Below are 14744 nucleotides of genomic sequence, written 5' to 3'. Positions count from 1 at the left end.
CCATCTCCATAGATAATGCTCTTTCAAAAATCCCACCAAGGAGTTGGAGGCATGTGCAGGTCTGAATCTAATAGAACAGTTTCACCGATTTTCGGGGCAATTATGTTTACGTCTCTTTCGTTTGCTTCTTCCAACGCCCTTTCTATTGGTTCATTCCAACCGTGATTAGCTAATGTAAATGCTCCCCAATGCATCAGCATCATGGTCTCCCCATTTACATCCAGATTAGCCTGCACTGATTGTTCCGGTACCATATGGATATCCGGCCAGTTACGATCGTATTGGGCACCTTCGATTAAGGTTATATCAAAAGGTCCGTATTGGTTCCCGATCTCCTTAAAATGCGGACCGTATCCACCGTCTCCACTGGTATATATTCGAGTTTTATTTCCCAGGATGACCCATCCACCCCATAATGTGGTATCAATACTGAATGGATCTCTTCCGGAACCATGTCTGGATGGTGCCAAAGCAACGGTCAAGCCCTGATACTCCGTTTCTTCCCACCAGTTGAGTTCCGTGATCTTCTCTTCCGGAATACCCCATCGGATCAGATGGGCACTGCACCCGAGAGGAACAAAGAAATGCGATACTTTACTGTTTAGCCTTACAATGGATTGGTAATCTAAGTGGTCGTAATGGTCATGTGTAATAAAAACTGCATCAATAAGCGGCATTTCATCAATGAGATTCAGCATGATATCCTCACTATATTCGTATCTTTCAATTCCCACAAATGAAACCGGAGAGGCAACAGGACTCAGCATAGGATCAAGCAATAATTTTTTGTTATCAGTGCTAAGCAGAAAAGCAGAATGACCTAACCAGGTCAAACTATCATTCTCGCTTTCTATTTGATTCCAGTCGATCGCAGAAACAGGGATTGGACCCGCAGGCTCACGGTCCGTGACCTCATAAGTAGAAGGATCATTTGCTGATGGATTATCTGATGCATCAACGAATACCCTTGTAGGCACTTCATTTATAAAATGTCCATCAACATAATTACTTGATTGTTGATACGTTTCTTTTTGTTCTGTCGTTGGATTCCCACCGAAAGCCGGGTCTATATTCATGAATAATATAAGACCTGCACAAAATAGAATCAAAAAGAAGAATAAATGTAATACGATCTTTTTGAGTTTGATCTTTTTTGCTCTTTCAACCACAAGAACACCAATTTTTCTAAACAGCATGTATAGCTCCAATAACAAGATATTACAGAGAAAGATCTATAATAAGCCCTGTTGTAATTGCAAACAGAATTGTGAATAACAGGTAGATACTGAATTGCCGAGAACCAAGAACAATTTTCACAGCACCAAGATTCGTGATCTTTGTTGCTGGCCCGGTTATCATAAACGCTGCTGCTGCACCCATACTCATGCCATGCCGCAACCATTCCAGCAGCAAAGGAATGGTTCCTCCGCCACATACGTATAAGGGCACACCTATCTAAAGTTACTAATTATGTTTAATCGTCAAGAAGGGCCTCAATGTTGTCTTTGATCTCCTGCTTATCCGGGAAGTGGGCAAAGCTCTTAAAACACCAAAGAGTGACTACTCACTACCCTAAAACCGTAATGAGTGACTACTCACTCACTCTGAGATGAAAAAAATTAATTTTTGGCCAGACCCCTCCAGATAATCCGGAATCCATCCTCTATAACCTTATTTTTGTCCTCTGGACCTGATGAAAGGATAAAGTTCACTACCGTCCTGCTGGACTCATAGAACATTCCAATGATCAGTCCTCCGGAATAATCTCTGATCTCGCCACTTGCTATTCCTTCCTCCACAAGGTCATGAAGGAAGACGTACTCTTTCATTACTTCTTCACGCGTATAGTTCGATATGTAAGGGGAAGAACAGAACTGCCCGACAAAAAGAAAATCGTCCTGATTGTTCAATCCCCATTCGATCAAATTATACCATAATTTCTTTAATTTATCCTGGAACGCACTCTGTGCCTGGATATCTTTCCCCATGCGGCGGCTTAGTTTTCCTTTCACTTCGAAATACAGGCTGTTTATCAGGTCTTCCTTGGTTGGGAAGTAGTTGAAAAGGGTGCCTGTGGCAACCCCCGCCTCCTTTGAAATCTGGGCGGTGGATGTGCCGTGAAAACCCCTTTCCGTAAAGAGCTTCAGGGCCGCGTCCATGATTGCAGTTTTTTTGTCCTTGACCTGCTGATCCATGTTTGAACTCTCAATATAAGATTGACTAATCAGTCATTAGTGCTTTTAGTATAAAAACTTTACACATAGGCTCTCTGGAAAAGAAGCCGCAATCTTCGCTCTGCACCGGGTTCCCATGTATCTTATTTTTGAGTCAATCAACCGGCCCCCCCTGGAACCATTGGTTTGCAGAACCCCGAGCTCTCACCGGCCGCAAAGTCGGCCGGCCTTTCCCTAAAAATTAACAGGCAAAAAAGTAGAAATATTACCGAAAATCTTCGTTTTCCATGTAGCAAGCACTCAAACCTGGCCCAATGTAGGGACTCACATGAATCCAAATTTGACTTATCAACTACGGGAAATAAAAAAAAAGAGGGGTATTGAGTTGATCAAAATTTTAGCATGTTTGTGCTTAAAAATTCTTAACCTTTTCAGGCCATATTTTTACTTCCATTCCTTATTTTCATAATCAGTTAACGATTCATCTGTTTCTCTTTCTGTCCGAAAAGAAGAAAGCTATCAACAAAACTCCTAAGGGATAAGCAGGGCCCAGAGGTGCTTTTTCCGCCTCTTCCTTTTCCTCACTGGCTCCCTTTGCTTCACTCTCGTTTTCTGCAACTTCTGGAATAATCACCTTTTCTTGAATCAGTGAATCGATGTTAGGGCTGTAAACGAGTGCAAGTTCATCAGCGTCGGAATCAGTATCCTCAACCATATAAGGGAAGTCACAAATGCCGTCTCCATCCACATCCTCACAGGCCTGTGAAAAACCATTTCTCTCAGGAGATGCCCAGCAATTTCCTCCCAGGTATGAACCCCCTGCTATGTTCGTACCTGCGGTTTTTGTGGTGTTCCAGATGTTGCTTTTGTCCTCTGCCGCATTCTTTGTGTTGTTGAAATAATTGTTATAGATGACGTTGTCAAAACTCTCAGTGAGCAGGATCCCGCGATCTGTGTTACTGGTTACCATGTTGCCTTTCAGCACGTTTTCTTTGCAGTATTCCACATAGAAACCAAAAGAATTTGAAGATACGGTGTTTTCCAGTACCTCATTGTAATCGCTGTGCCCGGTCAGGTAAATGCCCCTGTCGTTGTTCAACACAATGTTACTGGTAACCGTATTATACCTGGCGAAATAAGCTATGAAAATACCATCCTTATTTTCGTAAAAACTATTATCTTCTATGGTATTGCGCTCCGCGCTGCCTCCAAGCTGCAGGCCGCACACGCTGTTTGAGTTCACGGAATTTCCGGTTATCCGGTTATCGCCGGAAAGAGAGATTAAGATCCCCTTTTCGTTTCCAGAGACGGAATTATTGGATATATTGTTCCCCCTTGAACTATCTAATTCAATTCCTACCTTTGGATTTGAGGAAATGTTATTGCTGTTCAGGTCGGTACAGCTGGAAGAGACCACCAGGACTCCGGCTTCCCTGTTTGAACAGACGGTATTTCCGGTAAGGACATTGTTATTGCAAGCAGTTTCCAGGTAAACCCCGTAGGAATTGTCCGAAATCCTGTTCCTGCTAAGAACGTTTTCACCGCTTGAAACACAAAGAATAAGCCCGTATTTGTTATTGGAAGCAAGATTTTCACTTAATGAATTTTGACGAGACTTCTTAAGGTAAATCCCGTAATAGTTGCCTGAAAGGATATTGCCCCGGATTGTATTTTTCTCGACGTTGTCCATGTAAATCCCGGCTATTAGGTCATCTTCATTTTTCGCGCCCTGAAGGGTAAAGCCACTAATGTTGACGTTATCAGCGCTTATATGAAAAACGTGGTCCCTTCTGTCTGCAGCCTCAACAACCGTTCCTTCCGGAGCTCCTGCCTCCGAAATAATACTCAAAGGCTTGCCGATATGCACGTTTTCAACATACTTCCCGGGCATTACAAGGATTGTGTCTCCTTCTTTTGCGAAGTCAACTGCTTCCTGTATTGTAGTAAAATCCGCTTCCCCGTTAGCATCCACCGTTAAAGTGCCGGCAGATGCAGTCCCGCATGCCAGTGCCATGACAGCCAGTGTAATTGTTGCCAGAATAATTTTACGGAATGTCTCCAAAATACCAATCCCCATTACTTTAATGAAACTAAAACCTGCAGATGCACGATTTCCATTTAACGCAATTTTAAATTGATACAATAGTAATTTCTTTAAGATTGTAGACATTAGAAAATACCGGAGCATTGTACTTAAGTTTTTTCATATTATAGACACGTTTGTTAAAATATAGTCAACAAAGGGTAATTTACTCTGGATGTTAAGAAAAAACTTTCCATCTACTTTTATTGGTCATTTTACCCTTGGTGGTCCATTATTCTCGGTTAATATTACTCCCGAAACCTGCCCTGACAAATAATACTTCCTTTGACCCCGGAAACCGTTTTTCAGTCCAGGTGTAAGAGGAAAAACTCCGCCAACTTGCCTGGCGGCGCCTGCCCAAAAAGAAATGAAAAGAGATCTTAAAAAGAATATTTCCCGGTTTTTGAGGATTGGAGCACTAATTTCAAATTTATTCCCTGTTTTTTCGGAAATATTAATTCCATCATCTCAATGCCCTTCACAGTCATCCCAATGCCCTTTTAGGTCATCGAAATGTCCTTCACAGTCACCACAATGCCCTATTAGGTCATCGCAATGCCCTCTTTAAGCCCTCAGTATACTTATTCAGTTCTCACACTACACTTTTCAGTAATTTTGCTACTCTTTTGCTTACACATATGCATTTTATGGAAAAGGCCGGTCAGTAAGCTAACCGGTGAGAGCGTCGTTACCTGAAACGCAAATCGAAAAAGGTTTTTTGCTCAACTGAATAAAAAATGACATGTAAATAACCATGTAAAAACGAAGAGAACTAACGAGGTACGGTTGCAGGGGCAATAATTTCCCGAAACGAAAAACAGAATTGGAAGGTTTAAAATAGAATCATGCTAAAGACTTTAGAAAAATTGCCGCGAAAAATTAATTTTAGTTTACAAATGGCTTGCATCCGGGAGGCAAAAACCTGAAAGAAACTCTTCTCGAAATCAAATCCGCATTCACGGAATACTTCAAAGAGCGTGAAGCCGAAATAAACGGCTCCCTTCTTGCCGTTCTTTCAGGGGAAAACCTGCTCTTCCTGGGGCCCCCCGGGACTGCAAAGACCCAGCTTGCCAAAAACATCTGCCAGTCGATTGAGGGCGGGAATTTCTTCAATTACCTCCTGACCAGCTTTTCCACCCCTGAAGAGATCTTCGGCCCCCTCTCCCTAAAAGCCCTGGAAGAAGACGAATTCAGGAGGAGAATCGACGGCTGCCTCCCGACCGCCCACGTCGCTTTGCTGGACGAGATCTTCAAGGCCAGCAGCGCGATTCTCAACAGTCTCCTGACCATCCTTAACGAGCGCAAATACCATAATGGCAGGGAAATTGTGGAAGTGCCCCTGCTCTCGGTATTCGGGGCATCCAATGAGCTTCCGGAAGAAGATGAAAGCCTTGAAGCCCTTTATGACCGCTTCCTCTTCAGGTACAGGCTTGCCTACATCCAGGACGACGAAAACTTCAGGAACCTCCTTTTCCGCACTCCAGAAGACTTCACGCCGGAAGTACAGGTCCCGGTGTCCGAAATCGAAAAACTCAGGGAGGCCGCAAGGTCAGTGCCTGTTGACCCGGACGTCGAGCTGATCATAACCGAACTCCGGAGGAACCTCCAGCTGCAGGAAATCGAAATTTCGGACAGGCGCTGGAAAAGGGTCGTCGGGGTCCTGAAAGTTGCAGCCTGCAGCAGCGGGTGCCCGGCTGTGGACCGAACGATGGCTCTGCTGCTCCAGCACATGCTCTGGAACCTGCCGGAGGAGAGGGAAACCATCCGGAAAACGGTTTTCGAACTTGTGGTCTCGGGCGGGGTCAGCCCGGAAAAGCTCCGCCAGGACGCAGAGGACCTCAAGGCTGCCTTAAGCATCGCCCTGAAAAACGAACTCCCCCTCGGAGCCGCCTGCGACAGCTGCGGGGAAGAATTCCGGCTCAGGCAGGAAATCGAAGCGCACCACAACACGTACCCAAACCACAGTTATACCCTCAAAAGGGAAGGGGACTCCAGAATCTACCCGTATGAGAACCTTGTCAGGGAAATTGACTCCCTCCAGGCAGCTTCGGGCAGGAAAAACACACTCCCTCCAGCCCAGAGGGACGTTTTCGGAACGGAATTCCGGTCCCTTGAAAGCCGGGTAAGGCAGGTAAAACAGCGGCTGGATGAAGAAAGGGAACTTCTCAGGGACCTGATGGAGGCAAATATCTGGCTTTCTACCCTTGACAGGAACGAGGCCCTCCTCCTGCACGATACCCGGACTGCAGAGGTTTCCGAAATCGAGGCCCTTACAGGAGAAATCCGGGCCCTGTTAGGGATACCTGTTTCGGGGATGCAGGACCAGCCGCCGCAGTCCGGAACCCCACGGCCCGGAAAAGAGGAAGCAAAGATCCCGGTTCAGGATTCGGGCAGCAATGGCAGCGGTTTTATGAAAGGGCTGGGGTCCAGGTTCAAGCTCAGGTGAATCAGAGCAAAATGAACCGCAAATAGTAGAATAACCACAGCCTAATAGATAACACAGTATGAAAGTGAGGTGTTGATACGGAAGATTCGGCCGGTTCCCTGAACAATATGGACAGCACCTCTCCGGAGGTCTACTCTTTTTTTTCCAGGAACAGGCCCTGGCACGGCTCCCTTACCGTCCGTAAGCAGACCACGTCCCTGCTGGAAGGCGAACTCAGGAGCACGGTTGCATTTCCGAGGACTATTCCCCGCTCCCTGAGGGAAAAGATTGCTGAAGTAATCACCCAGGAAATCCTCTTCGGGCAGCCTTACGAAATAAAAGACCCTGGGAAATTCGTCGGGCATTTCGGGGCATTTTACCCTGTTTTCCTGACCCTTAAAAACTCAAAACCCTGGCCGAAACTCCGAAAAATCGCGAAAAAAAGTCCCGGGGCCGGGGTTGCCTGCCTGAAGCTGCTCCTCCCCCCGGTATACGATGTGATGGAACGTTTTTCGGCATCATCTGATTCTTCTACCCGGGAAATCGGGGCTGAAATGGAAGCTGTCCTCCTGGAATTCGAAAAGATCCTTAAAGAAACCCTCCTCCACTGGGGAAATCGCCCCCAGGAAGGACTTGAGGGAGGGGCTGGCCAGCCTCTTCAGCCGGCGAATTCTGAACGGATGGCTCTTTGCGAAGCTGTCCTGAACTTTATGCAGATGGACGGATACCAGGCTTTCCTGGACGGGATGCTGGAAGGGCTCTACCGCAGGATGGACGAATTCATCTCGGAAATGGAAGAAAACCTGGACCTTTTCGACCTCCTTGCCCTCCTCTTTCCGGGCAGGAACTGGAGCTATTCCTTAAAGGAGCTTAAAAAAGAGCCTTTCTACGTCCACCTGAAAATGGTAAGGCGCTTCTCAACTTTTTTCGAAGAAAACCCTGACCTGAGACGAATCGTGGACTTCATCGGAAGAAGGGAGTTTGACCCCCCTGCAGACCGCATACGCTACTCTCCCTTCGGGAAAAACCGGATCCAGACCGTCCGCTTCTCGAATTCCCTGAACAACCTTCTCCCCATGGAAGCCGCAAAACTCCTGAACCCGACCCTGAAACGGAAGTTCTACGCAGACATGCTGGAAGGAAGGCTCCTCAGCTACCAGCTGCTTGGCAAGCACTTTACAGGCCCGCCCCGCATAAAGCCGAAAGGGCCCCTTATCGCCCTGGTGGATACCTCGGGTTCCATGCACGGAGCCCCCCAGACCCTTGCCAAGTCCGCGGTCCTTGCGATAGCAAAAAGGATGCTCACCCAGAAACGGGATATGAAAATCATCCTCTTCGCCTCCACGACCCAGCACCTGGAAATCGAACTCAGCAGCAGGAAGCGGATGTCGGAAAAGTTCCTGAACTTCCTCCTCTACACCTTCGGGGGCGGGACAGACTTTAACACGGCGCTTGCTTCCGGGTTGAAGTCCCTGAAAGAAAAAGACTTTCGGGGCGCAGATCTGCTCTTTATCACGGACGGAAAGTCCGAAGTCTCCGACGAACTTGTGCTTGCCCGCTGGGAGGAGGCAAAGAAAAAATACAACGCAAAGATCTATTCGCTGATAGTGGGAGCTTCGGGGGCCGGAGGGCTTGAAGGAATTTCGGATTACACCTACCTTGTAGAGATGGAAATGGGGAGGGAAGGAGGAGGCGGGGTTGTGAGGCTGGTTGAAGTGAAAACTAAGGATGATGAGCCGGAAATTAGGTGAATATTGCTTAAAAGTGCTTTTTCCATATCACTTTCTCCGGAATTTAATCATTAATTTCCATTCCATGCATATTCCGGACAGGCCTTTCTTATACCGAAGAAACAGCTCCCATCAGCAACTACAGGGGAAAGGTTGCAGGCATCGAGGACAGCCGGGTTGCCATGACTGTCGGAGAAAATGTGGTTATCGGAGGTATTTATATCGGGAACGTGGAAAGCTACTGCATTGAACAGACCAATCGGACTCTGGACGGCAAAGTCATCCATGTGGTTTACAGCTCAGCGGACCGCAAGCCCAGGGAATTTACTGAATATCCCGAGCTCTGAACTTTTTACATAAAATAAAGCAAGAAACCCCATAAGGTAAGCCGAATGCACATGCTGTAGCATACCGTATTCCGGAAAACTTGTTAAACTTAAAGATGCTGTAAATAGTTATGGTTTCTCAGATTAAAGCAAAAATATTACCGGCACCATCTGGAAAAAGAAAAACAGATACACCGGTTGATAAATCAGTTGATAAATCAGTTGATAAATCAGTTGATAAATCAGTTGATAAATCAGTTGATAAATTAATCGATAAACCAGTTGATCTTTTTTTAGGAAAATACCGGGGAAAAGTCCTGGACCATCTGGATCCTCTGGGAATTGGCAGGCTCCTTGTAACTGTTCCCGCAATTCCTGAAGAAAGCCGCAGGAACTGGGCAATGCCATGTGTGCCTTATGCGGGAGCAGATGTCGGGTTTTTTGCCCTTCCGCCCATCGGTGCAAATGTCTGGGTTGAATTTGAAGAGGGGAACCCCAATCGCCCCATCTGGTGCGGCTGTTTCTGGGAAGAAGGAGAAGTTCCGGACTCCAGGCCTGAAAAGAAGGTTTTCAGGACCACTGAAACCGCAATCACCCTTGAAGATACGTCCGGGAGAGGGGGAATTACCCTCGAAACTTCAGAAGGCGTGAAAATCGTGCTCAGCCCGGCCGGAATAGAGCTTTCCAGCGGAGAAGGCAGCATCAGGCTGGAAGGAAAGAAAGTTTCTGTCAATGGCAGGGTGCTGGATGGAATCTGATGTCCGGTTTTCAACGGGGGACACATAATGAGGATAAATATTCCAAAAAGGGGATACGTAATGCCATTTACGATTAGGCAACCGGGGGTATATGTAGAGGAAATTTCCGCGCGTGCCCGCCCGATTACAGGAGTCAGTACCTCAACTGCGGCTTTTGTCGGCAGGGCCCGGAAAGGGCCTGCGGATGAACCGCTTCTTATTCACAGCTTCGGGGACTTTGAAGAGATCTTCGGAGGGCTCTGGGAAAAGAGCACGATGAGTTTTGCAGTATGGCAGTATTTCCTCAATGGCGGAAACGAAGCAGTTATCGTGCGTGTGAAAGGAACAGGGACTGCTGAGATTTCCTATCCTGGGAAAGGAGAGCCTGAAAGCGACATTTCCGAAAGCAATAGCGAATTCGAAAGCGACAGTTCCGAAAATGACGGTGGTGACCTCCGCGACGAAGACCTGGTGCCGCCCGGCCCGGATATCCGGAAAGGGATCTATACCCTTGAAAAAACCGACATCTTCAACCTGCTCTGCCTGCCTCCCCTGAGTTTCGGGAAAGACATCGATCCCGAGACTTTTGCAAGGGCAGCAGCCTATTGCGAAAAACGCAGGGCTATGCTTATTATAGACCCTCCTGCAGAAGCCGGAGACCCTGAATCGATAAAGGACTATCTGGAGGATAAACTGCAGCCTGCAATTCCGGCATCCTCCAAAAAGAATGCAGCGCTTTTTTTCCCGCGCATCAAGCTGGCAAACCCCCTTAAAAATAACCTTGTAGAGGAGTTTGCGCCCTGCGGAGCCGTGGCAGGCGTCTTTGCCAGAACTGACATGCAGCGCGGGGTCTGGAAAGCGCCATCAGGCCTTGATGCAAAACTGGCGGGTGTAATCCAGTTCAGCTACACCCTTAACGATGCCGAATACGCAGACCTGAACAGGCTGGGGATCAACTGCCTGCGTATATTTCCGGCAAGAGGCTGTGTTATCTGGGGGGCCCGTACCCTTGAGGGAGCTGGTGCCCCTTCCAGTGAATGGAAATACATCCCCGTCCGCCGCTTTGCCCTCTTTATTGAAGAAAGTGTTTTCAGGGGTACAGAATGGGCTGTTTTTGAACTCAATAACGAGACCCTCTGGGCGCAGCTCCGCCTGAACACCGACTCTTTCATGTACGAACTATTCAGTAAGGGCGCTTTTCCCGGAACGAAACCTGATGATTCCTATTTTATTAAATGTGACAGGGAAACAACTACCCAGGCCGACATAGACAGTGGAACCGTCAATATTCTGGTGGGTTTTGCCCCTGTGAAACCCGCTGAGTTTGTAATCCTCAGGATCCGGCAGGCAGCCGGGGAAAACCAAACCCGGGCAGCTGAACCTGGGAAGGTGACTGCACCGGAGAGAGTAGCTGTACCGGATAAGGGAATTGTACCTGAAAAGTTGAATATACCCGGAAAAGATACGGGACGCTTAACTCTGAAGTCTTTTAAGCTTAAGTAATTGTGGAGTTAGTGGAGTTGGATTTCCTGAACAAAAACGGATTATACTTAAAAGCCGTATTATACTTAAAAGGCTACAATCTTTTATCGCGGTGTTTAAATGGGCGCTTCACAGGAACAGTATGTGGTTGACGAAAAGGGAAATAAAATCGCAGTTATTATTCCCCTTGATGAATACGAAAAAATGAAGGAGGATCTCCACGACCTCGCCATCGTTGCAGAAAGACGTGATGAGGAGACCCTTAGTCTTGAAGATATGAAAAAGAGATTGAAATTGTAACATTGGAACAATGGCTGCCTACAGCGTAGTTTTCAGGAAGAGCGTAGAGAAAGACTTAAAGAAATTACCTGAGGAAAGAATTCCTCAGATACTCGAAAAGATTGCGGAACTAGCCGATACGCCGATTCCTCACGACGCAAAAAAATTAACCGGCTCTGAACACCTGTATCGAATTCGTGCTGGCGATTACAGGATAGTATATGAAGTCCTCCACGAAACAAAGTGCATAACAATTTTCTACATTAGACATCGACGGTCTGTCTATCGAGAATTGTGAAATTCTATTTTTGCCTGAATATGCCTGCTTTAAAGAGAAAACTGTTTAAGGAAAACTGCAAAAACGGCCACTGAGAAGCATTCACCGGAAGGGATTCTGCAAGTACGTTATCAAGAAGTATATTGCCAGCAAAACGATAAGAATGGACAGGACCGCACTGATCAGTTTCTTTGCGTTCATGTTATCACTCCATTCTTATTTTAAGTTCCACTACCTATAAAAAATGATTCTTCCGGGCAGCACACCAGGTTTCCCGGGGGCCAGGTTTCCCGGGGATTCGGAAGGCTTCGAGTTGCCGTTGCCCGGATTTCCTTAATGTACGGGATTGAAACTCTGCTTTCGGTTTCCCTGCGATTCCACAACATCTGCGATTCCACAACATAGTTCTTGAGATACTCAAATTTGTTTAATGTATGGTCCCAGGATCATATCTTTATAAGATCCCCCTGCCGGAACCTTCGGATACAGGATCTCTTCCCTGTCCGTGCAAGCTTCCAGGAAGCAGGGTCCGTCTGCATTCATAAATGCTTCCATTTTCTCTTTCAAATCATTTCTGCTGCTTACCCTCTCTGCATAACTGAAGCCAAATGACCTTGCAATCTCTGCAAAATGCACATCTTTTGGCCTTTGTGTCCCTGTACGTATTCCTTCATAAGCTGCATCCTGCAGGTTCTGGACCATACCGTCGCTTCTGTTGTTCAGCATGAGTATCTTGATCGGAAGGTCCAGCGAGGCGATGGTATGCAGTTCTCCCAGGTTCATCCTCAGGCTGCCGTCGCCATCGATTGCTATGACTCCTGAATGCGGGTTCGCATAATGGACACCGATTGCTGTGGGCATGGAAAAGCCCATTGTGCCGAAGGAACCGGAAGTCATGAAAGATTTAGGGCCCTGCATTGGCAGGTACTGTGCTGCGAGCATCTGGTGGTTGCCCACACCGGTGCTTATCTTTGTGCTTCCGTCAACGTAGCTTGCAAGCATTGAAATGACCTCGGCAGCCTGTATGTATTCGGATGTCCGGTTGTAATCCAGGGGCCACGACCTTTTCAGGCCTCTTGCACGCATCTGCCACTCCCGAATATCCAGACGGATGTCATGCTTCCTGGCATAGTCCAGCAGGTCGCAGAGCGCTGTGGCGGCATCCCCTATGAATGTGAATTTCGGACTGCGCTCGATTTTTATCTGATGCATTTTCTCGGGATTGATATCAATGTAAGCTATGTCAGTGCCTATTGCAAACCCGACCTTTTCCGCAACCCGGTCATCCCACCTTACCCCGATAGCGAAGAAGAAGTCGTTCTCTTGTATGAGCATGTTCGCATAAGGGGTTCCGAACATTCCCAGCATTCCCAGGTTCAGTTCATCCCTTTCGTCAACGACGCCTTTTGCCATGAGTGTATTGACAGAGGGTATCCCGAAAAGCTCATTGAATTCCCTGACAGCCTGGCTCCCGGCCTCCGAGTTCAGGCCGCCTCCCAGATAGAGCAAAGGTCTTCTGGAGTTGAGCAACACCTTAAAAAAGGCTTGGCATTGTTCTTCAGACAGATGCCTGTCATCGTGATAACTTCCCTCAAACCTTTTGACGTCCATACCATGGTAATCATGGTTTTTCATCTGTTTATCAAGAGGGAAATCTATGACTACAGGCCCGGGTTTTCCTGACTTTGCAAAGTAGTAGGCATCCTTGACTATGGTTTCTATGTCATCGTCATTGGAGAGCTGTATGACCTTTTTGGCTGCATCCCTGAAGATACCTTTGACGTTAATATGCTGGAAGGAGTCGGTGCCTATCTTATGCTCAGGGACCTGTCCCGCAAATACAAGCAGGGGAATGCTGTCCCCAAATGCATCGGCAACGCTGGTGAGCGTGTTAGTTATGGCAGGCCCGGATGTGACTATGGCCACTCCTACCCGGTTGCTTGACCGTGAATAACCTGCTGCGCTGAATGCTGCCGATTGCTCGTTGGAATTAACTATAATCTCAATGTCACTGTGCCTGAGGGCGTGGAATACCGGAAGTATTGCTGCTCCCGTATAGCCAAAGATGTGTTTGACCCCAAGGTCCTCCAGACACTTAACCAGGACTTCTGCTCCATTCATTTCTTTCATCTTAAAACTCCCGGAAAGAAACAAAACTGGCACAGGATGCACTATTCAGTATAATAACCAAAAACAGCACACTTGAGCCAGAATAGTTTCTTTTTCTTGCTCAAGCGAATAGTACTACCACTAATGCAACTACTACAGATAAGGGTAAATTGGATTCCGTGTAGTTTGTGGTAGAACTTAACATTAGAATAGTGGAGGGAGATTGTTCTATTTAAGGGTTGCTATGGGTTTTTCGGTATATTCATTCAGCATCGGATCGTGGAGGCCAGTCATTAAAAACAGGTTTCAAAAGAACTATTTATAAACATCCCCATACAAGCTAAATTGTCTTTTTTTCAAGTTTCATCTTATCTGACATTGTTTTACATGTAATGTTTTAAATAAAAATGAAGAGTTATCAGTTTGGTAAATTTTATAGAATTTATTCACAAACCATCTCTTCCAGGTGAATAGCATGGGAAGCAAGAAAATGATCCAGGACCCCCAGCAAATCGAAGCCATCCTCGCAAAAGCAAAGTTCATCCGCCTCGCCCTCTCAGACCCTGAAACCGGCAACCCCTACCTCATCCCCCTATCCTTTGGCTATGAGGACAACGCAATCTACCTCCACGGTTCTGCCAGCGGCAAGAAAATCGACATTATCAGGAAGAACAACAAAGTCTGCTTCGAGGCCGACATCGAAACCGAAGTGATCACCTCCGACGACCCCTGCAACTACAACGTCCGCTACAGGAGCGTTATCGGGTACGGGAGGGCTCAGATTCTGGAAGGATACGATGAAAAAGTAGAGGGGCTTACCGTGCTTTCGGAGCATTACGGAAAAGAGGGGCCGTTTGAGTTTGAGGAGGAGAAAGTAAAGAGGCTGTGTGTGATTAAGATTGAGATTGAAAGGATGACAGGGAAGGAATATGGGTTCTAAATGACCTAAAAGCTAATTGGCGGATAAAATTTTACAAAAAAATGGTATTAATCTCATTTACTATCACTTTCAGAATAAACTTCATATTTACTGTGACTACGTTATGCAAACTTGTTGTTCATTTCCTATCAGTCATCAATTTGAAAGTCATCTTTCCTATAAATATAGAATAATGTTTCATT

14 protein-coding genes are annotated in these 14744 nt (G+C 46.6%); 8 read left to right on the top strand and 6 right to left on the bottom strand.

Annotated elements, in window-relative coordinates; genetic code table 11:
- Positions 1-23 precede the first annotated feature (23 nt).
- From FTO70_RS11060 to FTO70_RS11045, 4 genes are all read right to left on the bottom strand, one after another.
- A complete protein-coding gene (locus tag FTO70_RS11060; RefSeq protein ID WP_255335814.1) occupies positions 24-1196 on the bottom strand; it encodes an MBL fold metallo-hydrolase in 1173 nt (390 codons plus the stop codon).
- A 22-nt stretch (positions 1197-1218) separates the two neighbouring features.
- Positions 1219-1449, bottom strand: a complete 231-nt coding sequence (locus tag FTO70_RS11055; RefSeq protein WP_255335813.1) for a permease — start codon at positions 1447-1449, stop codon at positions 1219-1221.
- A 170-nt stretch (positions 1450-1619) separates the two neighbouring features.
- The gene (locus FTO70_RS11050; protein ID WP_255335812.1) at positions 1620-2159 is read right to left on the bottom strand and encodes a TetR/AcrR family transcriptional regulator; all 540 of its coding nucleotides are present in this window, start codon (positions 2157-2159) and stop codon (positions 1620-1622) included.
- A gap of 496 nt (positions 2160-2655) precedes the next feature.
- Positions 2656-4236, bottom strand: coding sequence for a NosD domain-containing protein (locus FTO70_RS11045; RefSeq protein WP_255335811.1), 1581 nt, complete (start codon positions 4234-4236; stop codon positions 2656-2658).
- Between the two features lie 922 nt (positions 4237-5158).
- On the opposite strand from FTO70_RS11045, the gene FTO70_RS11040 reads away from it, so the two are divergent.
- The 3 genes from FTO70_RS11040 to FTO70_RS11030 all read left to right on the top strand — a co-directional run bounded on the left by FTO70_RS11040 (position 5159) and on the right by FTO70_RS11030 (position 8759).
- Entirely contained in the window at positions 5159-6703 is a 1545-nt protein-coding gene (locus tag FTO70_RS11040; protein ID WP_255335810.1) for an AAA family ATPase, read from the top strand.
- Positions 6704-6810: 107 nt separating this feature from the next.
- Positions 6811-8433 (top strand): VWA domain-containing protein, encoded by a 1623-nt coding sequence (locus tag FTO70_RS11035; protein WP_255335809.1) that lies wholly within the window; start codon positions 6811-6813, stop codon positions 8431-8433.
- A gap of 161 nt (positions 8434-8594) precedes the next feature.
- Positions 8595-8759 (top strand): hypothetical protein, encoded by a 165-nt coding sequence (locus FTO70_RS11030; protein ID WP_255335808.1) that lies wholly within the window; start codon positions 8595-8597, stop codon positions 8757-8759.
- Between the two features lie 123 nt (positions 8760-8882).
- Here FTO70_RS11030 and FTO70_RS11025 read toward each other — a convergent pair whose 3' ends face one another.
- Positions 8883-9146, bottom strand: coding sequence for a hypothetical protein (locus FTO70_RS11025; protein WP_255335852.1), 264 nt, complete (start codon positions 9144-9146; stop codon positions 8883-8885).
- Here FTO70_RS11025 and FTO70_RS11020 point away from each other — a divergent pair.
- The 4 genes from FTO70_RS11020 to FTO70_RS11005 all read left to right on the top strand — a co-directional run bounded on the left by FTO70_RS11020 (position 9056) and on the right by FTO70_RS11005 (position 11534).
- Positions 9056-9496 carry a phage baseplate assembly protein V gene (locus FTO70_RS11020; protein WP_255335850.1) on the top strand — a complete coding sequence of 147 codons (441 nt, stop codon included), beginning with the start codon at positions 9056-9058 and terminating at the stop codon, positions 9494-9496. The genes FTO70_RS11025 and FTO70_RS11020 overlap by 91 nt on opposite strands.
- 60 nt (positions 9497-9556) lie before the next feature.
- Positions 9557-10978, top strand: a complete 1422-nt coding sequence (locus tag FTO70_RS11015; RefSeq protein WP_255335807.1) for a phage tail sheath C-terminal domain-containing protein — start codon at positions 9557-9559, stop codon at positions 10976-10978.
- 99 nt (positions 10979-11077) lie between these two features.
- Positions 11078-11257, top strand: coding sequence for a hypothetical protein (locus FTO70_RS11010; protein ID WP_255335806.1), 180 nt, complete (start codon positions 11078-11080; stop codon positions 11255-11257).
- A gap of 10 nt (positions 11258-11267) precedes the next feature.
- Positions 11268-11534, top strand: coding sequence for a type II toxin-antitoxin system RelE/ParE family toxin (locus tag FTO70_RS11005; protein ID WP_255335805.1), 267 nt, complete (start codon positions 11268-11270; stop codon positions 11532-11534).
- A gap of 396 nt (positions 11535-11930) precedes the next feature.
- On the opposite strand, the gene FTO70_RS11000 is transcribed toward FTO70_RS11005, so the two are convergent.
- On the bottom strand, positions 11931-13643 hold the full coding sequence (locus FTO70_RS11000) for a thiamine pyrophosphate-binding protein (protein WP_255335804.1): 1713 nt from the start codon (positions 13641-13643) through the stop codon (positions 11931-11933).
- A 454-nt stretch (positions 13644-14097) separates the two neighbouring features.
- On the opposite strand from FTO70_RS11000, the gene FTO70_RS10995 reads away from it, so the two are divergent.
- Positions 14098-14562, top strand: a complete 465-nt coding sequence (locus FTO70_RS10995) for a pyridoxamine 5'-phosphate oxidase family protein (protein WP_255335803.1) — start codon at positions 14098-14100, stop codon at positions 14560-14562.
- Positions 14563-14744 lie beyond the last annotated feature (182 nt).

The organism is Methanosarcina sp. KYL-1 (assembly GCF_024372725.1).
Classification (GTDB): domain Archaea; phylum Halobacteriota; class Methanosarcinia; order Methanosarcinales; family Methanosarcinaceae; genus Methanosarcina.
The sequence above is the reverse complement of the archived record's forward strand: the minus strand, read 5'-3'. Positions and strand labels throughout refer to the sequence as shown.